Consider the following 25,398-nt stretch of genomic DNA (forward strand, 5'->3'; position numbering starts at 1 on the left):
TCGATGGACGGTGTCGGACCTTCCCGGTCCGCGTTCGCGCGTGCCCGCGCACAACGAAAACGCCGCCCGGCCTCGCTGTGAGGCCGGACGGCGTAAGCTCTGCCGGATGGTCTGGCGCGCCTAGACGACCATCTGGTCGACCGAGGCAAGGTCCATGAGCATCGGCTTGATCGGCTCGGCAGGAACACTCGTTCCGAAGCCGAGGATATCCGATGCCTGCAGCCCGAAATTGTTGTCGAGGACTGCGATCAGCTTCTTCTGGATCGCGCCACTGCCATCCTCGTCATACCAGAGTTCACCGGTCGACTGGTCGTAGATGATGCGATCATCGGCATCCTGCGCGTCGGTGCCGAGGACGAAGACCGAGGCATCGAGCGCACCGTCGGCGATGTCGAACACAGAGGTGTCGAGGTGGATAGCATCGGCACCACCGAAGTCGACGATATTGTCGAAGTGGATCGTGCCGTATTCCGAGAACCGGACCACATCCGAACCGCCGTGCGTCCAGATGGTGTCGTTGCCATTCCCGCCGATAAGCATGTCGTCGTCGCCACCGCCGCGCAGCTGGTCGTCGCCATCGCCGCCTTCCAGCCAGTCGTTGCCCGTTCCGCCAACAAGCGAATCGTCATTGTTCAGGCCAAAGAGCGTATCATTGCCCTCTTCGCCGTAGAGATCGTCATTCTGCGAGCCGCCTTCGAGCCAGTCATTGCCAAGGCCGCCATAGAGGTAGTCACGGCCCGTTTCCCCGTAGAGGAAATCGTCGCCGTCGCCACCCGAGATGAAGTCGATGCCTTCGCCGCCGTAGATGGTGTCGCTATCCGCGCCGCCATCGATCGTGTCCGACCCGCGGTTGCCGTAGAGCACGTCATTGCCCTCACCGCCCTCGATGAGGTCGTTGTTGCTGCCGCCGCGAAGATCGTCATCACCCGCGTCGCCGCGAAGCGTGTCGTTGTCGGCCTGGCCGTAGAGGAGATCGTTGCCATCGCCGCCCTCGATGACGTCATCGCCGAGGCCGCCGTAAGCGGTATCGATGCCGAGGTCGCCAAACATGACGTCGGCTCCGTCATAGCCCCAGAAAACATTATCTGCCGCGTTGCCGTAGATCGTATCGATGCCCGAACCACCGCGCGCCCATTCGATCACCGTGCCGCGCACGATCGTGACGTTGCCCACTTCCCCGCCGATGCTGGAGAAGGTTTCCTCGTTGAGGTTGATGACCTGGTCTGCACTGAAGCCGCGGTAGTTCATCACGTCGATGCCGCCGCTGTCCACGATGGCATAGGCCGCATCGGGGTATTGGGTGGCGTCGTAAATGTCGCGGCCGCTGTTGTTGAAGAAGCCGTAGACCGTGTTCGCGGTGCGCGTATCGCTCGCACCGCCGTAAAGGGTCAGGACCGCCACATAGTCGCCAGCCATCGGCGAGTTGATGTAGGCGTAGGTGAAGCCCTGATCGAAGAAATAGTCGTTCTCGGTCTGGCTGAAATAGCTCATGACCGTCGTGGCCCAGCTATCGTTCTGGTAGTCCGCATCGTCCGGATAGCCGGCAGAACCATTGTAGCCGCCTGCATGGCCGAGGCCGAGCGCATGGCCGATCTCGTGGATGTAGGTCTGGAAGGAATAGCTGTTGAGTGTTGTGCCGTAGCTGTTCAGCCAGTCGGTGCTGATGTTGATATCCGCACTCGTGATCGTCCCCCCACTGCGGCTCGTCGAGGCATAGGCTCCCGACTGCTCGTCATCGAAGATCATTTCGGCCTGGTTGACGTTCGATTCCTCGACGAACTGGATACCGGTAAAGTCGCTCCACAGGTTGAGTGCCTGCACGGCGAGATACTGGCCTTCAGCGGTCAGTCCGTCGATGTTGTAGGTAACGATTCCATCGCTGATATCCCAGGCACGTGGTCCGCTGCCCCAATAGCCCGTGGTCAACTGGTCTGCGATCTGGTCGTAATCGAAGACCGGGAAATTGGTGCGAACGGTTTCGAGTTCGTAAGTACCGGTCGAGGTGCCATCGGATGCACCGGCATCGATGTAATAGGTGCCGCCGCTCGAAGCGACGAAGTTCAGGAACGAGTCGAGCGAACCGGTGTCATTGTCGTTCTCTGCAACCAGGTTTCCATTCGCATCATAGACGCGGACATAGGGGTCGGACAGCGGGTTGGCGCCGGCCGCGCGCAGGAAAATGTCGATCCCGTCGCCTTCGTTGAGTTCGATCGCATACCAGTCATGGTCGCCCGCGTCGTCGATGAGGCCGGTGACAAGGTCGGTCTTGCCGATCGTCGCCGTGGTCGAGCTGTCGCCGGCCACTTCGAATGTGTCGACGGTGATCGTGTATTCGCCCGCATAGGCGTCGGCATAGGCGCCGGCCTCGATATAATAGGTTCCGGCGACGCTCGCCGAGAATGTCAGAGCCGAATTCAGACCGTTGGAATCGTCGTTGAAATCGACGAGATTCCCGTCCGCGTCGCGAACGCGCAGGTAAGGATCGGCCAGCGGATCGATGCCGCTGCCTTCCAAGGTGATGGTGATCGTCTGGCCTTCGGTCAGCTCGATGCGGAACCAGTCACGGTCGCCGGCCACTTCGAGAGTATCGGTAACCGAGCCACCGGGCGCGATATTGATCGTCGTCGTGGCATCGCCGGGCGTGTCGATGAAGAGCGGCCCGCTGGTTCCCGAAGCGAACGTCGCAGTGACACCGTTTCCGTCATCGAGGTTGCCCGATACCGGAGAGACTTCGTGGAAGCATCCACCGGCGCACTTATGCTGCACGACCACTTCGAAGTCGGAAGCGTTGAATTCGAAATCCCGGATAGAAACGGGCTCGAGGCGCAGGAAACCTTCACCCCCGATGGATTGCAAAGTCATTAAATAGTCCCTCAACAGTCAAGCAGCCCGCACTTGGGCAATTTCGATCCCGGCTTGGAGGGCTGGTGAACAACCCCCGCAGACCCTTTAAGACTATCAGTATTCCCTTACCCGCGCATTAAATAAAACGGCCCTTTGTCCTGCAAAGACAACGGTGCGCCTAACGGCCGAGCTGGCGGGCGACGGACCTGGCGAAGACCCGCCAGCTGTCGAGCGACATTTCCCTGTCCATGATGGCATGGTCCATCTCGACGAGCACACTTCCCGAACCGTCGGTGATCCGCGCCTTCGCATCGGTCCTGCTGGTCGCTTCGAGTTCGATCCGACCGATGTCGTCTCGCCCCGAAGAAGGCAGGACTTCGAGGAAGGCAGAGCAGATTTCATCCGGCTTTGCGCCGGCGAATTCCTCACCCTTCAGCGTGCATGCGATTGTGTCGTCCATCGCCAGTCCTTCCTGGTTCGTGTTCGCCGCACATGCTGCCAGCGCCAATGCCGGCAGGATCGCTAGGCCCAGCATCCGGGGTGCGGCAAGCAACATCGCGTCAGACCAGCAACATGTCGGAATTGGCGGACAGATCGTCCTTGGGCTCAGGCGCGAAGAACGGCGGGGGCAGAGCTTCACCGAAGGCGATGAAGGACGCTGCCGACAAGGCCGTCTGCGGGGCGACCTGCCCCACCAGCACGGCATCGCTGCCGCCAACACCATCCTGGTCGTAGAATATCTTGCCGGTCGACCACTGATACAGGATGCGGTCGTCGGCATCCTGCGCGGTGGTGCCATAGCGGAACGCCGATGCAGACAGCAGCCCTTCCTCTTCGATCGTTCCGAAGAGCTGCTCGCGATCCAGTCCGAACTTGTCGCCCGCGCTGAAGTCGGTGATCGTATCGACGTTGTCCGCACCGAAGACCGACAGGACGAAGACATCGTCGCCGAGGCCGCCGGTCAGGATATCGTTGCCGGTACCGCCATAAATCCAGTCGTCGCCAGCGCCACCATCGATCGTGTCATTGCCGGATTCGCCGCGGATCGTGTCGGCATCATTGCCGCCATAGATCGTGTCGTCACCGCCACCACCGTTGATAGTGTCCTGTCCGGCCTGGCCCCAGATCTCGTCGGCTCCGTTGTCGCCCCAGATCGTGTCGAGGCCTACGCCGCCGAGGATAAGGTCGTCGCCATCGCCACCGCGAAGCGTATCGTTGGCCCATTCGCCCTTGATGACGTCATTGCCGTCACCACCCAGAATGGTGTCTTTGCCGCCGCCGCCGCGCAGCAGGTCGTTGCCGATACCGCCGTCGAGCGTGTCGTCACCGCCATCGCCGAACAACTTGTCAATGCCGTTGCCGCCGGACAGGTTGTCGTTACCCGCACCGCCGAAGAGATTGTCCCAGCCGAAGCTGCCGTCGAGCGTATCGTTATCGTTGCCGCCGCGCATCGTGTCGCTGCCAGCCCCGCCCAGAAGGACGTCGTTTCCGTCGCCGCCTTCGAGCACGTCGGCAAAGCCTGCACCGTCGATCACGTCGTCACCGGCATTGCCGAAAAGGAAATTGACCGCGCCGTTGCCCATGATGATGTCCGCGCCGCTACCGCCGATCGCGTTTTCGATCACGGAACCGCGTCCGATGGTCACATTACCCGTAAGCCCGCCGATGTTCATGAACATCTCCGGGTTGAGGTTGATGAGCTGGTCCGCCGTAAAGCCGCTGTAATCGAGCGTGTCCGTGCCGCCGCTGTCGACGATGGTGTAGCTCGTATTCGCGAACTGGGTCGCGTCGTGGATCGCCCTGTCCGACGTGCTGTTGAAGCCGTAGGTCGTATTGCCAAGGCGCGTGCTGGTGGCAAAACCGTAGAGGTTGGTAATCGCCACGACGTCCGCGATCATCGGCGTGGTCGTTTCCGCAAAGGAAAAGCCCTGCTGCGCGAAATAGGTGTTCTCGGTCTGGGTGAAGTAGCTCATCACCGTGGTGGCGATGCTGTCGTTCAGATAGAGCGCGTCGTTCGCATAGCTGGCGCCGCCGTTGTAATTGCCCCCGTGACCAAGACCGAGCGCATGGCCGATCTCGTGGATATAGGTCGAGAAGGTGTAGCTATCGAGCGTGGTGCCGTAAGTGTTCACCCAGTCGGTTCCGACGTTCACTATCGACGAGGTGATCTGCGAACCGCTGCGCGAAGACTGCGAATAGGCGCCGTCTTCCGTGTTCTGGAAGGTGATCTCGGCATTCGACGAAACGCTGACAAACTGGATGCCGGTGACGTCGGTCCACAGCGCCAGCGCCTCCGCGACCAGGTCCTGCTCGGCAGCGGTCAGGGCAGAAAAGTCCACCGTCAACGAGCCGTCGGCACCGACATCGAACGAGCGTTCGGTCCCGCCCCAGTATCCGGCGGTCAGCTGGTCGGCAATCTGGTCGACGGTGAACACTTCGAGCGGCTGCGCTTCCTCGACCGAGAGCGTGTATTCGCCGGTCTTGTTGTTCGCGTAGCTGTCCACTTCGATGTAATAGGTGCCGGGATTGTTGGCAGTGAAGCGCAGCAGGGAATTGAGACCGCTGCCGCCGTCATCGTTCTCAGCGACCAGGTTTCCATTGGCATCGTAGAGGCGCAGATAGGTGTCGCTGACAGGGGTAATTCCGCTACCCTCGAGCGAAATCAGGACACTCTCGCCAGCGGACAAGGTGATCTTGAACCAATCGGTATCGCCGACGGTTTCGAGCTCGTCGACAAGCGAATCGCCCACTGCAATGGTCGCGGTCGTCGTCGAATCTCCGGGGATGTCGACGCCGCCGGCCATGACGGTACCGCCATTGGCATTGTCGCTCTTGTCGGCACAGCATGCGGCGCAGGAACAACCCTGGTTATGCTGCGGTGCATCCATTGCGGGCCACTGCGCGACAACCGGCGATTGTTCGAGAAGCAGGCCACGAAAACCGATGTCTGCATAGTCCGCGAAATCGAATTCCGCGGCGCGCGTAAGATAATTCATGGCTGCAATCCCTGAATAGTTGACCCGAGTCACTCGCCACTTGGCAAATGACCCTCACGGTCATCCTATCGCATTTTTACGATTACACTATCATGAATTGCCGCGACTATGGTTGCAGCAGGCCCCTATTCGCGGAAGGCGGTCTCGCTAAGGCGCGTGATCGGCGTCAGGATGTACTGAAGAACCGTGCGCTTGTCCCCCAGCAGGCTGATGTCGGCGATCATGCCCGGCCCGATCGCCAGTTCCTGCCCGCCCGGCCCCTCCAGCGCATTGGCCTGCGTTGCGACACGGACGAGATAATAGATCTCGCCCGATTGCGGATCCTGGATCGAGTCTGGGGAGATGGTCGTGACCTCGCCCTCGAGCGAGCCGTAGACCGCCTGGTCGTAAGCCGTGATCCCGACCTTCGCGGACTGTCCGATGCGGACGTTGCCGATGTCCTGCGGCGACACGCGCGCTTCGATCAGCAGGCTGTCCTCGTCGGCCACCAGTTCGACCAGCGGCTCGCCCGGATTGACCGGGCTTCCGCGCGTGGTGACGAGTACGCGGCTGACCTTGCCGTCGATCGGGGCGCGCAGCGTGGTGCGCTGGAGGCGCTCCTGCAGGGCGGGAAGCGTGCTCGCGCGGGCCTCGTACTCTGCCTGCGTCGCAGCCAGCTCGCTTGCGGCCTGCTCGCGCCAGTCCTGACGGATGCGGGAAAGGTTGGCCCCGGCTTCCGCGACCTGGGCCTGTGCGCGGCCGAGCATGGCCCGTGCGCCTGCAAGATCGCTACGTGCGCTCGAAGCGTCCGCCTCGGCCCGGGTCAGCGTCATGCGCGGTTCGATACCGTTTTCGACCAGCGGCCGGATTGCGGCCAGTTCGCTTTCGGCGCGGGTCAGCGTGCTCTGGCGCGATGCGATCGCCGCTTCGGCCTCCGCGACGCTCTGGCGGGCGCGCTCCAACTGCGCCTGCCCGGCAGATAGCGCGCTGCGAAGGTTCGCCTGCCGCGAGGAGTAGAGCGAGCGCTCTACCTCCAGCTGGCGAGCCGCCTCCGCATTGGCCGGTTCGGGATAGCGCGGCGCACGGCCCGTCACTTCGGCAGTGAGGCGCGCGACCTTCATGTCGAGCGCGAGAGCGGTTGCAGATGTACTGCCAAGGTTCGCACCGGTCTCGGTCGGATCGAGGCGGAGCAGGGGCTGGTCGGCCGTGACCGTGTCACCGGGCCTCACTAGGATGTCCTCGAGGATACCGCCTTCCAGGCTCGAAACCACCTGGAGCTCGCTGCTTGAAATAACGCGGCCCATACCGCGCACCGTACGGTCGATCTCGGCGAAGGCTGCCCAGATCAGGAAGACCGCGAAAAAGATCGTGATCCCCCAGAACAGGACCTTGGAGGCCGCACCCGGTTCGATCTCGGCGACCATGTCCTCGATATGGCGCTCGGGCTCCTGTGCCTCGATCACTTCGGGCTCGTGCTGGGGGTTTGCGGGGACCATGTTCATGGCTGCTTCTTACCCTGTGCGAGCTTTTCGAGAACCTTGTCGCGCGGACCGTCGGCCACGACCTTGCCGCGATCCATGATGATGATGCGATCGACCAGCTTCAACAGCGGCTGCCGGTGGGTCACGACGACCATCGTGCGCCCCTTGAGCTCGTCTTCGAGACGGTTGATGAGGTCGGCTTCGGTCTGCGCATCCATCGCGCTCGAAGGTTCGTCCATGACGACGATCGGCGGCTTGCCTGCAAGAGCGCGTGCAATGGCGATCGACTGGCGCTGGCCGCCCGAAAGCCCCTCGCCGCGGTCGACCAGCGTGAGATCGTAACCGTTCGAAATCCGCGATACGAAGAGGTCGGTGCCCGACACGCGCGATGCGCGCAGCATCTCATCGTCGTCGATATAAGGCCTTTCGAGCACGATATTCTCGCGGATCGAACCGGAGAACAGCGCGGGCTCCTGCAGCACCGAGCCGATCTGCGAGCGCAGCGAGAAGGGATCGAATTGCGCGATATCGATGCCGTCGACCAGCACCATGCCATCTTGCGGCGGATAGAGGCCGAGCATCATGCGCGCGATGGTCGACTTGCCCGAACCCACGCGGCCCAGCAGCGCGACATGTTCGCCCGGATTGATCTTGATATTGACCTTTTCGAGCGCTGGCTCCGTCCCGCCGGGATAAGCGAAAGTCACGTCGCGCAGCTCGATCGAGCCGGAAGTCGAACCCATCTTCAAAGGCTCGGTTGCAGGTCCTTCGACTGGCTGTTCCATGAGCTGGCGAACCTGGCGATAGGCGGTGCGCGTCGAGGTAATGCGGCCAAGCAGCTGGCTGATCTGCGCGAGCGGCGCAATCGCGCGCCCTGCAAGGATCGAGCAGGCGATCAGACCGCCAAGCGTCAGGTTCTGGTTCGCCACCGCGAACACGCCAACGATCACCACACCGGCATAGCTGATCATGCCAGCGGTGGTCGCGAAGGTCGTCCCGATGGAAGAGATAAGGCGCTGGCGAAGATTGCTCTGCGAATGCTCGCGCACAGCCTCCTTCCAGCGGCGGCGCAGCATGGTGTCGGCGCCGGACACCTTCACGTGTTCGATGCTGCCGACGGTCTCGACCAGCACCGATTGCTTGAGCAGGCCCTGTCCGAGGGTCTTTGCGGCGATGCGCTGGAGCGCAGGCTGCGCGCCGAGACCGACGAGGATGACCAGCGGCACCATGGCAGCCGGTACGGCCACAACCCAGCCGCCGATGATCGCGACTACGGCAAGGGTGATGATGATGAAGGGCAGGTCGACCACGGCCACCAGCGTCGCGGAGGCGAAGAAGTCGCGGATCGTTTCCAGCTCGCGCATCATGCCGGTAAGCTGACCGGTCGAACCCTTGCGCAGTTCGAGGCGCATGGCGAGCAGGCGCTGGAACACGTCCTCGCCCACTTCCTCGTCGATCCGCGCGCCGGCGAAATCGACGAAATAGGCGCGCAGCAGCTTGAGGATGAAATCGAACAGCAGGATGATGCCGAGGCCGATCGACAGCGCCAGCAGCGAACCATAGGCTGCGTTCGGCACCACGCGATCATAGACCGTCATGGTGAACAGCGCGCTGGCAAGCCCGAAGATGTTGATCAGCGCAGCGGCGATGGCGACCTTGGAATAGGTCCGCCAGTTGCGCTTGATCGGTTCGGCAAGCCAGTCGGCCAGCCGCTTTTCCGGGATCGCAATGAGCGACATATCGCTCAAATCGGCACCTCTTCTTCCTCGATTTCGAGCACGTCGAGCAAACGCCCGGTGCGCAGGAGCAGGATGTAGCGGGCCTGGTCCAGCTCCGTCAGGGCGCGGATATAGGCAGTCGCTGCATTAAGATAGACATTCTGCGCATCAGCCACATCAAACAGCGAACCGCGCAGCGCCCCAAAGCGCGCCACCACGATATCGCGCGACTGGCGCGCAGCCTTGTAGGCTTCTTCGAGGGCAGCAACCTGTTCCTCAATGGCGCGGACATCGGACCATGCAACCGATGCGTCGCGGATCGCCTCTTCGCGGATACGATCGGCTACCGCGTCGGCGGCCTCGGCTTCGGCATCGGCTGCACGGGCCCTGGCCCAAACGCCGCCGCCGAATACCCGCCAATTGAGATTGAGCGTGCCGCGCACGTCGTAATCGTCGCGATCGTGTTCGAAGATGCCGTAACGCCCGGCATCGAGGCGTCCGGTGAGATTGGGCAGCTTCTGCTTGTCTGCGACGCTAGCTTCTTCCTCGCGCGCATCGGCAACCGCTTCGGCGCTCTGGACGATGGCGGAATTCTCGGCCGCCATCACGGCGTACTCGCGGGAAATACGGGTGGGATCGAGCAGCGGCGGACGCAGCAGCCGGTCGGGCGCTGCAAAACCGCTCAACTGTTCGAAACGCGCCTCGGCACCGGCAAGCTGGCGGCGGGCCTGCGCGAGCTGCACTTGCCCCTGCGCGCGCAAGGATGCCACGCGTGCACGGTCGCCTTCGGCCGACACACCGCGCTCGATGCGCGTTTCGACGGCCTGGTCCAGTCCGTCCTGCGCGGCCAGGAAGCCTTCGGTCAGCCGCACCAGCGCCTGGTAGCCGAAGACCTGGGTCCATGCGATCACCATGTCGCCCGCGACTTCGCCGGCCCGCGCCTGGCGGTCGAAACCGGCGGCACGCAGGCGGGCATTGGCCGCGCGGGCATTGGCGTTGAGCGCGCCGAAATCGAACAGCGGCTGCGAATAGCCGAGCGTGAAATCGACCCGCTTGGTGGGGCGCGAACGCTCGATCAGGTTCTGGGGATCATTGCTGAAATTTCGGTCGATGGTGCGGAAGCCCGACAGGCCGACATCGACCGTCGGCAGGTATCCGCTGCGCGCCTCGGCAACACCGGCACGTGCGACCTCTTCGCGAGCGCGGAATTCGCGATCGACCGGGCTCTGTTCGAGCGCGGAGACGATGATGATGCGGAAAGTTTCAGGTTCCGCTGTCGCATTGCCAAGCGCGAGAACGGGATCGGCGCTGAAATCGATGGCCAGCGGCTTGATTTCCGGTTCGGGAAGCGACGCATCCTCACCGGCCTGGATCGCTTCGTCCTGCGCAGCAACAGGCACCGCGCCGGCCATTGCCAGCACGCTTGTAAGCGTCATTGCGCCAATTCTGGAAGGCGATTTTCTACCCGTCATGATCCCGTCGACCTGTTGGCCCTAGCAGGTCGTTAACCACAAGGCATTAACATTTCTTGAGCAAAATCGCTCCTCAATCCGCATTGACGGAAACCTCGCCGCGCAGATAATCGAAGGTAAGTCCGTAGCTTCCGCGGCGTCGGCGGCGAATACCTTCGGGCAATGGCTCGTGAGGCAGCCCGGCATCGCGTGCAGCATCACGTACGATCCGGTCGAACAGGCTACCCTCGGGCCAGATCGTGCAAAGCCTGACATTGTCTGCCTTCCAGCACAGCACCTTGCCGTCATCGGTCGTGAATTCCGCCTCCGCCGCGCCCGAATAGTGATCGTACCAGCCGCCTGCTTCCAGGCCGCCGGCATCGGTGGCGAGCCGGTCAGGCCAGCTTTCACTCAGCGTGATCGAGCCGCCGACAAGCCTTTCCAGCGGGCCCGGTGCAAGATTTTCGGGAATGGCGAAGTCCTCGGTCCGGCTACCGGTGCGTGGACCGATGACAAGTTGTCCCTCGAAGGCGTCGAGCTTGCCAGCAAAGTCGTCGCTGACGATCGGCAGGCAGGGGATCACGACCAGCAAATAGAAGTCGAGCGATGCATCGGGCGAGACGATATCGACGTCGAGACCCAGCTTCCTGAGGGCAGAATAGCTTGAAAAGGCAGCCCATAATGCCGAGCGCCCCTGCCCCTGCGGCTGGATCTGGGTGATCCATTCCGCATCATAGGAAAAGACCAGCGCCGCCTGCTTCGCCGTGGGACCGGCGTCGGCCAATTCTTCGAGCATCCCCGCAGCATCGCGCACTTCCGCAAGCGCCGGTGAGGGCTGAGCATCAGGGCGCAGAAGTCCTGCATGCATCTGCTCCTGCGCCTTGGGAAACTGGCGCCAGCGAAAATAGCTCACCAGCTCGGCTCCATGGGCGAAGGCTTCCATGGTCCAGAGCTTGACCATGCCGGGCAGCGGCGCGGGATTGTAGCGCGCCCAGTTCACCGGACCCGGCTGCTGTTCGAGCACCGACCAGCGCCCGTCCTTGGCGCAACCTCGGTAGAGATCGTGGTGGAAGGCAGCGATGTCCGGATGCCCCTGATGCGCGTAAGCCCGCTTTTCCTCTTCGGTGAAGCGGAACATCTCGAGGAAGCCCAGCGGATAGCTGTCCCAGCCGAGCACATCGAGATCCCTGCCCAGATCATGGTGATCGTAACCGGTGTAGAAGCCCATCGCGTTGTGGGTGACGTCACGCCCCGGCGAGAGTTCGCGCAGGATATCGACCTGCGCGCGATTGAAGGACACGACCTGATCCGACGAGAACCGCCGGAACACCAGCCAGTGCGCGGGATTGGCCTCGGTTACCGTGAGGTTGGGCAGCTCGACCTCGTCGAAGGAGCGATATTCCATGCTCCAGAATACGTTGCCCCACGCTTCGTTGAGCGCGTCGACGGTTCCATAGCGATCTGCCAGCCATTCGCGGAACGCCTCGGCGGCCGCAGGCGAGAAGCTCTGCACGGTGTCGTGGCAGCCGTATTCATTATCGGTTTGCCAGCTGACGATCCCCGGATGCTCGCCATAACGCTCGGCGACTGCGCGGGTGATGCGGGCTGCTTCCTTGCGATAGGCGGCATGACTGAAACAATAGTGGCGCCGCGAACCAAATCCGCGCGGTTTCCCTTCCCGGTCGATAGCGATCATGTCGGGCATGGTATCGACCAGCCATTTGGGCGGGGTCGCAGTGGGCGTGCCCATGATGATGCCGAGGCCGGCTTCGTGGAGCGTTTCCACCGCGCGGTCGAGCCAGCCCCAGTCGAAGCGTCCGGGCTCGGGTTCGATCCGGCTCCATGCGAACTCCCCTATGCGCACGCGAGCAAGCCCCGTCTCGCGCATCAGGCGCGCGTCCTCGGCCCAGCGCTCTTCCGGCCAATGTTCGGGATAATAGCAGACACCCAGTTCCATGCGCTTGCGTCTATCCCTGTTTCTGCGATGGAAGCCAGAGGGATTTGAGGGAGAGACCTGTTGATCGGCGATACGGCGCAATTCGGCAATGCGACGCAGCTGCTGGTGTTTATCGGCCTGACGGCCCTCGTCGGCCTGCTAACCTGGTGGAAGGTCCGCAGCGCCAAGCACGACGGGTCGGAGAAAGACGTCTTTCTTGCCGGCAAGGGGCTGAGCTGGGTCTTTGTCGCGGGCGCAATCACTTTGACCAACCTCTCGACCGACCAGCTGGTGGGCATGAACGGCAACCAGATGCTGCTGCTCGCCTGGTGGGAGATTGCCGGCTTCGTCGGGCTGATGACCTTGGCCTTCGTTTTCGTGCCGCTCTACTATCGCTATAATTGCACCACGGTCACCGAGCTTCTCGAACGGCGCTATGACGGACGTTCGATCCGCACGCTGATCTCGGCGATCTTCATTGCCGGAAACCTGCTGATCTACCTGCCGGCCGCGCTTTATTCGGGCGGGCTGTTCCTGCAGTCGCTGTTCGGAGCGCAGATACCCTTGATCTGGTTCTCGCTCGGCCTTGCCCTGGTGGGCGCGGCCTATACCGTGCTCGGGGGCCTGCGCGCGGTGGCCGTGATGGACACGTTTTCCGGCATCGGCATCCTCGCGCTTGCGCTGCTGATCGTGTTCCTCGCGCTGGCCGCAGTCGACTTCGATATCGTCACCGGCGTTCCAGCCGAACGGCTGAGCATGGTGGGCGCGGCGGACAGCCCGATCCCCTTCCACACGCTGTTCACCGGCATGGCGTTCATCCAGATCTTCTACTGGTCGACCAACCAGAACATCACCCAGAAGGCGATGGCCGCACCGACAGTAAAGGAAGCGCAGAAGGGCGTCTTCGCTGCCGCCGCTATCCGTATCCTCGTGGTGCCGCCGATCGTGGTGATCCCCGGCGTGGTCGCCTACAAGCTGTTCGGCGATGTCGGTGATGCGGCCTACGGCAGGCTGGTCGCGGAAGTCCTGCCCACCTGGCTGTCGGGCGCGTTTGCCGCAATGGTCGCCGCCGCCGTGATCACGACCTTCAGCGCCGTGCTCAACTCCACCGTCGCGCTCTATGCGGTCGACTTCCATGAACAGTTCATCGGCGAGGTGAAAAACCACTGGAAGCTGGGCGCGATGATGAGCGCGTTTGCGACCGTCCTCGCCATCGTGATGGTGCCCGTCTTCATGAATGCGGAAAGCATCATCAACCTGCTGCAGCAATTAAACGGCCTCTCCTCCATGCCGATCCTGTCGGCCTTCATCGTGGGCCTGCTGTTCCGCAATGTCGCGGCGCGCTCTGCGATCGCAGGCGTGGTCTGGGGCATCGGCCTCTATGCGCTGTTCACCTTCAACGAAGGCTTCGCGGCAGCGATCGGCATCCACTATATCGACTTCATGGTCGTGACCCTGTTCACCTCGGTGTTTGCAGCGCTTGCCTTCAATCGCTTCGCGCTGGGCCGCAAGGCGGAATGGATCGGGTTCGAGCTCTTCCGCGGCAAGGGCGAGGAAGGCGTCGCGGCGTGAGCGATGCCGCAAAGCTGCACGCGCTTCACGGCGAAGAGTGGAGCCTCGTTCTCGAGGAGCAAGGCAACGGTCAGATAGCATGGCGGCACCTCGGAGCGAGGCTCGCCCCGGGCGCCCTGCCACCGCTCACCAGGTTGAGGGGACAAACGACCTTCTCGCTCGAAGGTGAGCCTGCAATGCCGGTCCTGCCGATTGCCGGAGCAGGCTGGTTCGGACCGTCCGTCCTCTCGGTGCGCGATGCGGCGGGGAACGGCATCGCCCCTTGCTTCGACAGCTCGAGGGTCTTCTCCTCGTCCGATGACCTGACGATAAGGCTGGAGGACCGCGAAAAGGGTATCTGCCTGACCGTCGACTTCCAGCCTTTCGGCGCAGATGGGCTCCTGGTCCAGACGCATCTTGGAAATATCGGGTCCGCCCCGCTTGCGATCGACCGGCTGGTCAGCGCACAGCTTCCCCTTCCCCCGTCAGCGCGCGAAATCATCTCGCGGCGCGGACGACATGCGGGCGAATTGTCGGAGCACCGCGAAGCAATGCCCGCGCACGGATGGGAGCGGACCACGCGGCAGGGACTGACCGGGCATGGCGGTCCCCCAGCGCTTGAAATCCTGTGCGGGAATGCGGACCGGCATAGCGGGCTTGCCTTGTCGGCACAGATGGCATGGTCAGGCGACAGCCGCCTCGCCATCGAGCAGACGGACGAAGGGTTTGCCGTTTTCTCGGCAGAGGCGCTTCTCGCGGCAGGAGAAAAGCGGCTCGAGCCGGGCGAAACCTACTCGCCGCCGCGCGTCTATCTCGCGATCAGCTCGTCGGGCCGCAACGGGGTTATGGCGCGCCAGCATTCGATGGTTCGTGAAGTGCTGAAATGGCCGGACGGAACGATGAAACCGCGTCCGGCGCACCTGAACAGCTGGGAAGCGCTCTATTTCGGTCATGACGAGACAAGGATTGCGCAGCTTGCCAAGGCCGCCGCCAGCGTGGGCGCCGAGCGCTTTGTCCTCGACGATGGATGGTTCAAGGGCCGGGGCAACGACAGGGCGGGCCTTGGCGACTGGACACCCGATCCGCGCAAATACCCGCAGGGCCTCGCGCCGCTCGCGAACAGTATCCGCGAACTCGGCATGCAGTTCGGGCTGTGGGTCGAGCCTGAAATGGTCAATCCGGATAGCGATCTCTATCGCGACCATCCGGACTGGGTGCTCGGCTCCTCGCCGCTTTCGCGAAACCAGCTGGTACTCGACATGCGCCGTGAAGAGGTGCGGGACTACCTGGTCGGCTGCCTCGATACGCTCTTACGCGAGGTGCCGATCGACTACCTCAAGTGGGACCACAACCGCGCTCACGCACCTTCAGGTGGCGCCGCGCAGATCGAGGGAAGCTACGCGCTCTTCGCTCGCGTTCGCGAAGCCCATCCCGATGTCGAGATCGAAGCCTGCGCTGCCGGCGGCGGGAGGATCGATGCGGGTATTGCACGCTACACGCACCGTTTCTGGACCAGCGACAATATCGACGCGCTCTCGCGTAACGAGATGCAGCGCGGCTTCCTTGCCTTCATGCCGCCCGAGGTCATGGGCGCACATGTCGGTGCCAGCCCCAGCCATGCGACTGGGCGCAGCCAATCCCTCGCTTTTCGCGCCGCAATCGCCTGCCAGGGCCATTTCGGTATCGAGCTCGATCCCGATGCGCTGGACGGGAGGGACCGGCAAAGGCTCGTTCACTGGACCGCATTCTACAAGCAATGGCGCGAGTTGATCCACGGCGGGCGCGTCCATCTCGGAGAAGCGCCGCATGGCCTTGGCTGGCAGGCGCAGGGCGATGGTGACACATACCTGCTCTGGGTAATCCGTGCGCACCCCACACCCGACCAACGCGATGGACCGCTCGCCCTGCCTTTTGCCGATGGCCGCGACTGGAATGTCCGCCTGCTCCAAAAGGCAGGTCACCCCCACGTGCTCGCCGCGCAGGACGGGCTGGTCTATGGTCCGGATCGGGACAATCCGGTCCGCTACACGGGAAGCTGGCTTGCATCGGCCGGTCTGCCGCTTCCTGCCCTTGCTGCAGAGACCGCCGCGATCTTCCATCTGGAGGCCTTATGACCAAGGACCTGCCACATCGCAGGCAGAACCTGCTGACCGGCGAATGGGTACTCGTTTCGCCGCAGCGCATGAAACGCCCGTGGCAAGGCGAGGTGAAGCCTTCCGCCACCCAGCAGCGTCCCCCGCACGATGCGTCGTGCTACCTCTGCCCGGGCAACGAGCGCAGCGGTGGAGCCACCAACCCCGACTACGACGGCACATTCGTCTTCCCGAACGACTTTCCCGCGCTTCTCGATCGCAGCGAGGAAGTCGATGACGGCGGCCTGTTCGTCGAGCGCGCTGCAACGGGCGAAGCCCGCGTCATCTGCTATTCGCCGGACCACTCCCAGACGCTTTCCCGCATGGACGACGCCGGACGCCGGAAGGTGATCGACAGCTGGTGCGAGCTTTCGCAGGAGCTCGGGTCGCGCTGGGCCCATGTCGAGCTGTTCGAGAACAAGGGCGCGATGATGGGCGCTTCATCGCCGCATCCGCACGGACAGGTATGGGCGGGCGATTTCGTGCCAACGCTGGTCCAGCGCGAAGACGATCGCCAGCGGGATTACTATTCCACGCAACGCCGGCCGCTTCTGGCCGATGTGGCAGCCGCGGAAATGGAGGCGGGCCACAGGATCGTCGCGAGAAACGGGTACTGGCTTGTGGTGGTGCCGCACTGGGCCGCCTGGCCGTTCGAGACGCTGGTCCTCCCCCTCGAGCCGGTCGCGCGGCTCGAAGAACTGGGCGAGGCTGCACGCGGGGCGCTTGCGCAGGTTCTGGGCCAGGTGCTGCGCGCCTATGACGCGCTGTTCCAGACCGACTTTCCCTACTCCATGGGCTGGCACGGCGCACCTCACGGGTCGGGCGAGGACACCGCGCATTGGCTCCTGCACGCGCATTTCTATCCGCCGCTTCTGCGCTCGGCAGAAATACGCAAGCACATGGTGGGCTTCGAACTGCTCGCCGAAACGCAGCGCGACCTCACACCCGAAGCGGCAGCGCAAAGGCTGCGGGAGCTTATCGAATGACCGGGCAACTCCACGAAAAGGCCAAGGCATGTTTCCGCGAGCATTTTTGGCGCGAGCCTGATGGTGTCGTTTTCGCACCTGGGCGGGTCAACCTGATCGGCGAACATGTCGACTATAACGACGGCCTTGTCCTGCCGATGCCGGTCTCTGCGGGAACGGCGATCGCCTGGGCGCAGACTGATGGCGACCGGATAGACGCATTCGCTGCCGATTTCGGCGAGGAGGATAGCTTCACCGCGAATGATCCCGAGAAGCCGCAAGGCGTCGACTGGCGATCCTATATTCGCGGGATGGCGGCACAGATGGGCGGCAGCCTGCCGGCAATGCAGCTGGCGATCACCGGAGACCTGCCCAAGGGATCGGGCCTTTCATCCTCGGCCTCGCTCTGCATCGCGGCGGGCCGTGCTTTTGCAGAAGCTGGCGGCCTTGCGGTCGATGCGACCACGCTTGCCCGCCGGGCGCAGCACACGGAGCATGATTTCGCCGGCGTCGCCTGCGGCATCATGGACCAGATGGCAGTCGCGGCGGGCAAAGCGGGAGAGGCGATGCTGCTCGATTGCCGCGACCTCTCCTATTCCCATGTCGCCCTGCCTGACGATTGGGGCGTGGTGGTCATAGAATCGGGGGTCACACGCGGACTGGTCGACGGCGAATACAACGCCCGCCGCCAGCAATGCGAGGCTGCGGCACGTGCGCTCGGGGTGACCAGCCTGCGCGATGCCGACCTGGACATGGTCGAGAACGCCAAGCTCCCGCAACCGGAGAAGAACCGCGCACTCCATGTCATCGGCGAGATCGCGAGGGTTCGCGAAGCAAGGGCGGCAATCGCGGACGCGAACCTCTCCGATTTCGGGCGCATCCTGCGAGAAGGCCATGCCTCGCTGCGCGACCTGTTCGAGGTTTCGCATCCCGAGGTCGACCGGCTCGTGGAGCGGGTTCAGGAAGCCATCGGGGAAGTCGGCGGCGTGCGCATGACGGGAGCCGGGTTCGGCGGATCGGTGGTCGCCGTCATGCCCGGCGACAAGGTGGATCGCATCATGCAGGATTACGCAGGGCGGGCGCTGCGGGTCATCTAGAGCCGGACATATTCCAGCGTCAGATCGACCGACCAGCTTTCTCCGGCCTCCAGCAATCGCATCCCGCTATCGGGCCGATCACGATTGAAAGCATCGGTCATGTGCGTGACCGGCTCGACGCAGAAGATATCCTCGCCTGCGGGGACATAGACGGTCGTGAACGCCAGATCGTCGGAGGGTGTCATGATGAGGCCGATACCGCGCTTCGGCCATTCGATCGTCAGCGGTCCATTGCGCCCGGTATAGACCGTATCGACGATGCGCGTCGCGACGGGAAGCCCCTGCCACCAGTCCTGCGGTTGCGGTGCGCGGTGAAGCCGTGTCGGGATGCATCCGGCATCGGTCTCCCATTCCCCGCTGTGCAGTCCGCGGTAGAGCGTCCTCGAACTGCGCGGAAAGTACGGGTGGAAACCCAGCCCTGCCGGCATGGCACTCTCACCCATATTCCGGAGCGACAAGGAAAGACACAGTCCGTCGCGCGCGAGGGCAAAGTCCTGCCGTGCCACGAAGGTCCACGGCCAATCCGCGTTGGCCTCGTGCTCCAGGTCGAGTGAGACCGAAGCGGGCCCCAGGTCGTTCACAACCCATTCGCTCGTCCAGCCCACGCCATGGATTGCCGGGCTTGCCGGATCGCCCGGATGATTGGGCCGCAGAACGACCTCATCCCCCCGCCATGAAAATGCCGACCCGGCGATGCGGTTGGAATAGGGCGCGAGCGGAAAATACGACGCGGACAGGACATCGTCGCCCTGCATGGGCCGCATGATGTCCATGCCATGCCAGCGCGCCGAAAGGATCGAGCCGCCAAGCACAGGATCGACCTCCAGTGTCGAAGGACCGGATTCCAGTCGGATCATGCCTCAAGCTCCCACAGCGCAAGACGCGCGACTAGGGGAAATCCATCTCCCGCGCCAACGTTTCACGGAGGAACGACAGCTTGCGGATGATAGCTCCTTTGTCAGCCGACACTCTTGGGCTGCCCCAGCCTCGATGACGAGGGTGAGAGGACGGCACAAGTGCAGTGCCGGCTTCCAGCCTGCGAAGCTCCATGGCCTAAGGCTACAGGGGGTTGCGACATAAATAGCCCGCCCGGCAAGCCGGTCAGGCAGCGACTGAAGGTTCACTCGCCGCCTTGCGATGGCTCGTAATGCGGTTTCCACATGCGCTCTTCGATCCGTTTCGAAAGCTCGCCATCATCGGCGAAATCCACTTGCGCAACACCGTCGCTCACGGCTTGCCTGGCCACCGCCTCGGCAATTGCCTGTGCCACTTCGCGCAGCTTTTCCCGGGGCGGAATGAAGTGGCCAGGGCCATCGGTGTTCGTGTCCTCGATTTCCGCGAGCTTCCGGGCTGCTGCAACGAACATCGCATCCGTCACCTTGGCGGCGCGCGCCGCGATCGCTCCAAGTCCGACACCCGGGAAGATATACGCATTGTTGGCCTGGTCGACGGTGTATTCCTTGCCGTCCCAGCATACCGGATCGAAGGGGCTTCCGGTCGCGACCAGCGCCTTGCCGTCGGTCCAGTCTAGGACGTCCTGCGGCGCCGCCTCGCTGTTGGCGGTCGGATTGGACAGCGGCATCACGATGGGACGATCGGTATGCTGGGCCATCGCCTTGATCACGTCTTCGGTGAATGAGCCACTCTGGCCCGATGTGCCGATCAAGACCGTTGCCTCGGCGTTCTTCACCACATCCAGCAACGAAGCCTCTTCGGCCGACATGTCCCAGTCTTTCAGATCGTCGGCAGACCGCGCGAAAGGTTTCTGGAAATCCTTGAGGTCCCCGTCATCCATCAGCAGCCCACTGGAATCGATCGCGTAGAACTTCGCATAGGCCTCGGCTTCATCCATGCCTTCATCCACCATCAGGCTGACCAGCATGCGGCCAATACCGCACCCTGCCGATCCGGCACCGAAGATGACGAAGGTCTGCTCGCCGAGTTTCTGGCCAGCCGACTTGGCCACGGCCATCAACAGTCCCGCCGTGATCGCAGCCGTGCCCTGCACATCGTCGTTGAAGGTGCAAAGCTTGTCGCGATAGCGATTGAGGAGACGCAGCGCATTCGCCTGCGCGAAATCCTCGAATTGCAGGAGCACGTGGTCCCAGCGGCCCTTCACGGCATCGACGAAAGCGTCGAGGAAGGCATCGTAATCGTCCCCGCGAACCCGCTCGTGGCGCCAGCCGACATAGGTGGGATTTTCGCGCCGGTCCTTGTTGTCGGTGCCCGTGTCCAGCAGGATCGGCAGCGTCTTGGCCGGATCGATGCCGCCGCATGCTGTGTAAAGCGAGAGCTTGCCGATTGGGATGCCCATCCCGTTGGCGCCCTGATCGCCCAGGCCAAGGATCCGCTCGCCATCGCTCACGACGATTACTTCGATATCGTCGAAGCGCGGATGAGCCAGGATTTCAGGGATCTTGTCCTGTTCGGGAATGGTCAGGAACAGGCCGCGCGGGTGCTGGTAATGGCGGCTGAATTCCACGCAGCCTTCGCCCACGGTGGGGGTATAGATCAGCGGCAGGGTGCCGGGCAGGTCGTCGGCAGCAAGAGAGTAGAACAGGACCTCGTTATCATCCTGCAGGTCGCGCAGGCGCAGGTACTTCTCGATCGGCTTGTCGACCTCCGCGATCATCGCCTTTGCCCGCTCGAGTTGCGCGTCCAGCGTTTCGACATGCGGTGGCAGCAACCCCCACAGGTCGAGGGCATCACGCTCTTCCTCGCTGAACGCCGTGCCCTTGTTGGTCAGGGGATCAAGCAGGGTATCCAGTCCGGCATGCCCGGAGCGATTCGTGTCAGTCGGTTTCGTCATTATCGCTTTCCTCGCTCGCCGCAGGGCCGGTTCGGCTCGCAACGTCATCGTCCGAAAAGGACAGGCGCGCGTCGCTGCGAGCCTGGAACTGGAGTACAAACCAATGGAGGAGAACCGCGATCCTGCTCCGCATGGTAATCAGGAAGAAGATATGAGCCAGCCCCCATAGCCACCAGGCGATCCTGCCGGTGAAATCCATCGAACCCAGTCGCACCACAGCGGCGTTTCGGCCGATGGTCGCCAAATCTCCCTGGTGCCGATAGGCGAAAGCGCCCGGATCGCTTCCCTGGCGCAGGCGGTGACTGACCACGCGGGCTACATAGGCGCCCTCCTGCTTGGCGGCAGGGGCGAGGCCCGGAACGCTTTTGTCGTGCGTCCAGCCCACTTTTGCCGCATCGCCAATGACGAAGACATCGGGCTGGCCGGGAACGCTGAGATCGGGTTCGACATCGATGCGCCCGTCCCGGCCCGCGTCCACGCCCAGCCATTCGGCAACAGGAACGGCCTTCGTCCCGGCGGCCCAGATCGTGACGTCGCATTCGAAGTCGCCGCTCTTCAGCGCGGCGTGATCCCGGTGGCAGCCGGTGACGGTTTCGCCCAGCTTCAGCTCGACACCCATCTTCCTCAGCTTCTCTTCGCCATAACCGGCCAGATTATCCGGCAAGGAGGAGAGGATCCGATCGGCAGCATCGATGATAACGATGCGCGTTTGCGCCGTGTCGAGGGTCCTGAAATCCCGGACGAGGTCCCTGCTGCACAGGTTGGCGATCATGCCGGCAAGCTCGACCCCGGTCGGTCCACCGCCGATTATGGCGATGACCGGAGCGCGCCCCTTGCCCTCACGCTCGCGCTCCTCGAACGCGGCAAGGATTCTCGTCCGCAGAGCGAGCGCGTCGCTGGCAGTTTTCAACCCCGGGGCGGCGCTTGCCCATTCCTCGTGCCCGAAATAGCTCGGCTGGCTGCCGGGCGCGAGCAGCAGCGTATCATAGGGATAGGTATCGCCGCGGGCGGTACGGACGAGCTTCCTCGAAGTATCCACCCCGCAGACCTCGCCCTCGACCACGCGCACATCGCGCCGCTTTCGCATCAACATGCGGATCGGCCAGGCGATATCGGAAATGGGCAACACGGTCGTCGCCGCTTGGTACAAAAGCGGCTGGAACAGGTGGTGGTTCTGCTTGTCGATCAGCGTGATTTCGGCCGTACCGGACGCAATACCGTCGATAAAGCTCAGGCCGCCGAACCCGGCGCCGACGACGACCACGCGATGTTTGGACGCAATCACAGCATCCCGCGTCATGTCAGGCACGTTCCGCGAGTTTCCGCTTGATGTCGGCAATCGCCTTGGACGGGTCGAGCCCCTTGGGGCAGGCCGAGGTGCAGTTCATAATCGTGTGGCAGCGATAGAGGCGGAAGGGATCGTCAAGCTCGTCGATTCGCTCGCCCGTGGCATCGTCGCGGCTGTCGACGATCCAGCGATGCGCGTTGAGCAGGATCGCGGGGCCGAGATACTTGTCCGAGTTCCACCAGTAACTGGGGCAGGAAGTGGAGCAGCAGAAACACAGCACACACTCGATCTGCCCGTCCAGCTTGCGCCGCTCCTCAGGCGTTTGCAGCCGCTCGCGCTCGGGCGCGGCGGTGTCCGACTTCATCCACGGTTCGATCAGTTCGTACTGGGCGTAGAGCTGTTCCAGGCTGCCGACCAGATCCTTGATCACGTGCAGATGCGGCAGCGGGGTCAGTTCGACGTCGCCATCGCCCAGTTCCTCGATCGGGGTGAGGCAGGCGAGGCCGTTCTTGCCGTTGATGTTCATCGCGCACGATCCGCACACACCCTCGCGGCACGAACGGCGCAGGGCGATCGATGGATCCACCTCGTCGATGATCTTGAGGATCGCATCGAGCACCATCTTGCCGGTGTCTTCGAGGTCGATCGTGTAGCTGTCCATGCGGGGCTGGCCGCCCTGCTCGCGATTCCACCGATAGATCCGGAAGGTGCGCGGATCCTTGGCATCCTCGGGCGCGGGATGGCTCTTGCCTTCCACGATCCGGGAATTTTTCGGCAGGCTGAATTCGGCCATGGGACCTCTCCTTTCTTAGCGGCTCACGGCCTCAGATCTTGCGCTCGGTCGGGGGGAAGGGTTTGGCATCGTCGCGCCCGGTCTCGAGCCGGACGGGGCGGTAATCGATCCCCACTTCGCGCTTGCCGGCCTTGTCGCGGTCGAGCCAGGCGACCGTGTGTTTCAGCCAGTGCTTGTCGTCGCGCTCTTCGTAATCGTCGCGAATATGCGCGCCGCGCGATTCCTGGCGGTTGAGCGCGCTGGCGGCGAGCACGACCGACTGTTCGTAGAGGTTCTTCACCTCATGCGCGGTGACCAGCTCCATGTTCCATTCCAGATGCGGATCGGTGCAGCCGATATCGTCGACATCGCCCGCCATATCGGCCAGCGCGTCCACGCCTTCCTGCATCGTATCTTCCTTACGGAACACGCCGAACTGCTCCTGCATCACCTTTTGCGACTTGGCGCGCATTTCACCGGCATTCGACCCGCCTTCGTTGTACCGCAGCGCATCGAACCGATCGAGCGAGGCCTCCACTGCCTCCTTTGGCGCAGGGGCGGGATCGGAATCCTTGTCCACAATCTCGCCCGCCTTGATCGCAGCGGCGCGCCCGAACACGATGATGTCGAGCAGGCTGTTGGTGCCGAGCCGGTTCGCCCCGTGGACGGAGACGCAGGCGGTTTCGCCGATCGCCATCAGGCCGGGCACGATCGCATCCTTGCCGCCAAGGCGCGGGTTGATGACCTGTCCGTGGATATTGGTGGGAATGCCGCCCATCGAATAATGCGCGGTCGGCACGACCGGTACAGGGTCCTTGCGGGCATCGATCCCGCGGAAGGTCTTGATCGTTTCCAGGATGCCGGGAAGCTTGGTCTCCCACACCTCGTCGGACAGGTCCATCAGGCACAGTTCGATATAATCGCCATCCTCGCCGCAGCCGCGCCCTTCGCGCATCTCGACGCCTTCGGCGTGGCTGACGATATCGCGGCTCGCCAGATCCTTCTCGTGCGGGGCGTATTTCGGCATGAACCGGTCGCCATCCTTGTTGCGCAGATAGCCGCCCTCCCCGCGTGCCCCCTCTGTGATCAGAACGCCCGGACCCTGAAGGCCGGTGGGGTGGAACTGGACGAACTCGCCATCCTGCATCGGAATGCCCGCACGCAGCGCCATGGCGATCCCGTCGCCGGTGCAGGTATGCGCGCTGGTGCAGCTTTCGAACACGCGGCCATAGCCGCCGGTGGCGAGCACCGTCTGCTTGGCAAGGAAACGGTGGACGGTGCCATCGACCAGGCTGAAAGCCATGAAGCCACGGCATTCTCCGTCTTCGGTCATCAAAAGGTCGGTCGCGAAATATTCGACGAAGAACAGGGCCTTGTGCTTCAGGCACTGCTGGTAAAGCGTGTGCAGGATCGAATGGCCGGTGCGGTCGGCCGCTGCGCAGCTGCGCGCCGCCATCTCGCCTTCCGCACAGTGCGTGGTGTGGCCGCCGAACTTGCGTTGATAGATGCGTCCGTCATCGGTGCGGCTGAACGGCACGCCCATATGTTCCAGCTCGATCACGGTGGGGATCGCTTCGTGGCACATATAGGCGATCGCATCCTGATCGCCGAGCCACACCGATCCGGCCACGGTGTCGTACATATGCCAGTGCCAGTCGTCTTCCTTGATATTGCCCAGCGCCGCAGCGATCCCGCCTTGGGCCGCGGCCGTGTGGCTGCGGGTGGGGAAGACCTTGGTCACGCAGGCGGTCGACAGCCCTTGTGCTGCCATGCCCAGCGTCGCGCGCAGGCCAGCACCGCCGGCGCCCAGCACCACGACATCGAATTCATGCTCGATAACTTGATAGGCCCGGGCCATTTCAGGCGCCTCCCACAGATTTGAAGAACAGGGTCAGCAAGCCGCCGATGGCCGCAAGCCCGGTGAGCCATGCCGCACCGTAGAGCGCCAGCGTGGCGGTGGTCAGAGCGGCGCGGCTGTGCACGTAATCTTCCAGCACCACGCGCAGCCCGATGGTGGCGTGACGCAGCGCCATGACGATGAAGGCCGACAGCAGGATCGCATTGATCGGAGAACCCAGCCATGCGGCCGGATCGGCGCCCGTCCCGGTCATGCTGGCCAGCAGCGACACCACGAACCAGATCGCGAGCGGAATCAGCGCCAGCGCGGTCAGCCGCTGCGCGCGCCAGATGCGCGATCCGGTGCCCGATGCGCCATAGCCCTTGGACCGGCGGAAGGCCTCGCGCTGGTAGAGCTGGGTCAGCAGGGCGGCGTTGGTCTCGGTCTTGGCGACCTTGATCTCGTCGTCCTTTTCCGACTTTCCGCCATCTTTGTCCTGAGCGTCGGTTTTCTCGCTCTTATCTTTTGCCATGGTCCCGCCC

The 25,398-nt window shown here is 63.2% G+C and carries 17 protein-coding genes; 4 read left to right on the top strand and 13 right to left on the bottom strand.

The window, feature by feature from the left end; all coding sequences use genetic code 11:
• Positions 1 to 120 precede the first annotated feature (120 nt).
• From K3136_RS05705 to K3136_RS05735, 7 genes are all read right to left on the bottom strand, one after another.
• Positions 121 to 2,862 carry a M10 family metallopeptidase C-terminal domain-containing protein gene (locus tag K3136_RS05705; RefSeq protein WP_221431909.1) on the bottom strand — a complete coding sequence of 914 codons (2,742 nt, stop codon included), beginning with the start codon at positions 2,860 to 2,862 and terminating at the stop codon, positions 121 to 123.
• Positions 2,863 to 3,022: 160 nt separating this feature from the next.
• Positions 3,023 to 3,379, bottom strand: coding sequence for a hypothetical protein (locus K3136_RS05710; protein WP_221431910.1), 357 nt, complete (start codon positions 3,377 to 3,379; stop codon positions 3,023 to 3,025).
• Positions 3,380 to 3,404: 25 nt separating this feature from the next.
• On the bottom strand, positions 3,405 to 5,840 hold the full coding sequence (locus K3136_RS05715) for a M10 family metallopeptidase C-terminal domain-containing protein (protein WP_221431911.1): 2,436 nt from the start codon (positions 5,838 to 5,840) through the stop codon (positions 3,405 to 3,407).
• A 125-nt stretch (positions 5,841 to 5,965) separates the two neighbouring features.
• On the bottom strand, positions 5,966 to 7,321 hold the full coding sequence (locus K3136_RS05720; RefSeq protein ID WP_221431912.1) for an HlyD family type I secretion periplasmic adaptor subunit: 1,356 nt from the start codon (positions 7,319 to 7,321) through the stop codon (positions 5,966 to 5,968).
• Positions 7,318 to 9,039: a type I secretion system permease/ATPase gene (locus K3136_RS05725; RefSeq protein WP_221432234.1), complete on the bottom strand. Its 1,722-nt coding sequence runs from the start codon at positions 9,037 to 9,039 to the stop codon at positions 7,318 to 7,320. The genes K3136_RS05720 and K3136_RS05725 overlap by 4 nt, the downstream gene beginning before the upstream one ends.
• A gap of 5 nt (positions 9,040 to 9,044) precedes the next feature.
• Complete coding sequence (locus tag K3136_RS05730) at positions 9,045 to 10,454, bottom strand: TolC family protein (protein WP_221431913.1); 1,410 nt, start codon at positions 10,452 to 10,454, stop codon at positions 9,045 to 9,047.
• Positions 10,455 to 10,563: 109 nt separating this feature from the next.
• Positions 10,564 to 12,426: a beta-galactosidase gene (locus K3136_RS05735; RefSeq protein WP_221431914.1), complete on the bottom strand. Its 1,863-nt coding sequence runs from the start codon at positions 12,424 to 12,426 to the stop codon at positions 10,564 to 10,566.
• Between the two features lie 60 nt (positions 12,427 to 12,486).
• Between K3136_RS05735 and K3136_RS05740 the strand changes: the two genes are divergently transcribed.
• From K3136_RS05740 to galK, 4 genes are read left to right on the top strand one after another with little or no spacing between them, the layout of a single operon-like run.
• Entirely contained in the window at positions 12,487 to 13,977 is a 1,491-nt protein-coding gene (locus K3136_RS05740) for a sodium:solute symporter family transporter (protein ID WP_247711446.1), read from the top strand.
• The gene (locus K3136_RS05745; protein ID WP_247711447.1) at positions 13,974 to 16,070 is read left to right on the top strand and encodes an alpha-galactosidase; all 2,097 of its coding nucleotides are present in this window, start codon (positions 13,974 to 13,976) and stop codon (positions 16,068 to 16,070) included. The genes K3136_RS05740 and K3136_RS05745 overlap by 4 nt, the downstream gene beginning before the upstream one ends.
• Positions 16,067 to 17,074, top strand: coding sequence for a UDP-glucose--hexose-1-phosphate uridylyltransferase (locus K3136_RS05750; protein WP_221431916.1), 1,008 nt, complete (start codon positions 16,067 to 16,069; stop codon positions 17,072 to 17,074). The genes K3136_RS05745 and K3136_RS05750 overlap by 4 nt, the downstream gene beginning before the upstream one ends.
• Positions 17,071 to 18,150: a galactokinase gene (gene galK / locus K3136_RS05755; protein WP_221431917.1), complete on the top strand. Its 1,080-nt coding sequence runs from the start codon at positions 17,071 to 17,073 to the stop codon at positions 18,148 to 18,150. The genes K3136_RS05750 and galK overlap by 4 nt, the downstream gene beginning before the upstream one ends.
• Here the strand turns inward: galK and K3136_RS05760 are convergent.
• The 6 genes from K3136_RS05760 to sdhD form a co-directional block, all read right to left on the bottom strand.
• Positions 18,147 to 19,007: an aldose 1-epimerase gene (locus K3136_RS05760; protein WP_221431918.1), complete on the bottom strand. Its 861-nt coding sequence runs from the start codon at positions 19,005 to 19,007 to the stop codon at positions 18,147 to 18,149. The genes galK and K3136_RS05760 overlap by 4 nt on opposite strands.
• Before the next feature lie 263 nt (positions 19,008 to 19,270).
• Positions 19,271 to 20,959, bottom strand: coding sequence for an NAD-dependent malic enzyme (locus K3136_RS05765; RefSeq protein ID WP_221431919.1), 1,689 nt, complete (start codon positions 20,957 to 20,959; stop codon positions 19,271 to 19,273).
• Complete coding sequence (locus K3136_RS05770; RefSeq protein ID WP_221431920.1) at positions 20,943 to 22,259, bottom strand: NAD(P)/FAD-dependent oxidoreductase; 1,317 nt, start codon at positions 22,257 to 22,259, stop codon at positions 20,943 to 20,945. The genes K3136_RS05765 and K3136_RS05770 overlap by 17 nt, the downstream gene beginning before the upstream one ends.
• 1 nt (position 22,260) lies before the next feature.
• Positions 22,261 to 23,040, bottom strand: coding sequence for a succinate dehydrogenase iron-sulfur subunit (locus K3136_RS05775; protein ID WP_221431921.1), 780 nt, complete (start codon positions 23,038 to 23,040; stop codon positions 22,261 to 22,263).
• 31 nt (positions 23,041 to 23,071) lie between these two features.
• The gene (sdhA, locus tag K3136_RS05780) at positions 23,072 to 24,877 is read right to left on the bottom strand and encodes a succinate dehydrogenase flavoprotein subunit (RefSeq protein ID WP_221431922.1); all 1,806 of its coding nucleotides are present in this window, start codon (positions 24,875 to 24,877) and stop codon (positions 23,072 to 23,074) included.
• A 1-nt stretch (position 24,878) separates the two neighbouring features.
• A complete protein-coding gene (gene sdhD, locus K3136_RS05785; RefSeq protein WP_221431923.1) occupies positions 24,879 to 25,388 on the bottom strand; it encodes a succinate dehydrogenase, hydrophobic membrane anchor protein in 510 nt (169 codons plus the stop codon).
• Positions 25,389 to 25,398 lie beyond the last annotated feature (10 nt).

Source organism: Qipengyuania gelatinilytica, from assembly GCF_019711315.1.
GTDB lineage: Bacteria > Pseudomonadota > Alphaproteobacteria > Sphingomonadales > Sphingomonadaceae > Qipengyuania > Qipengyuania gelatinilytica.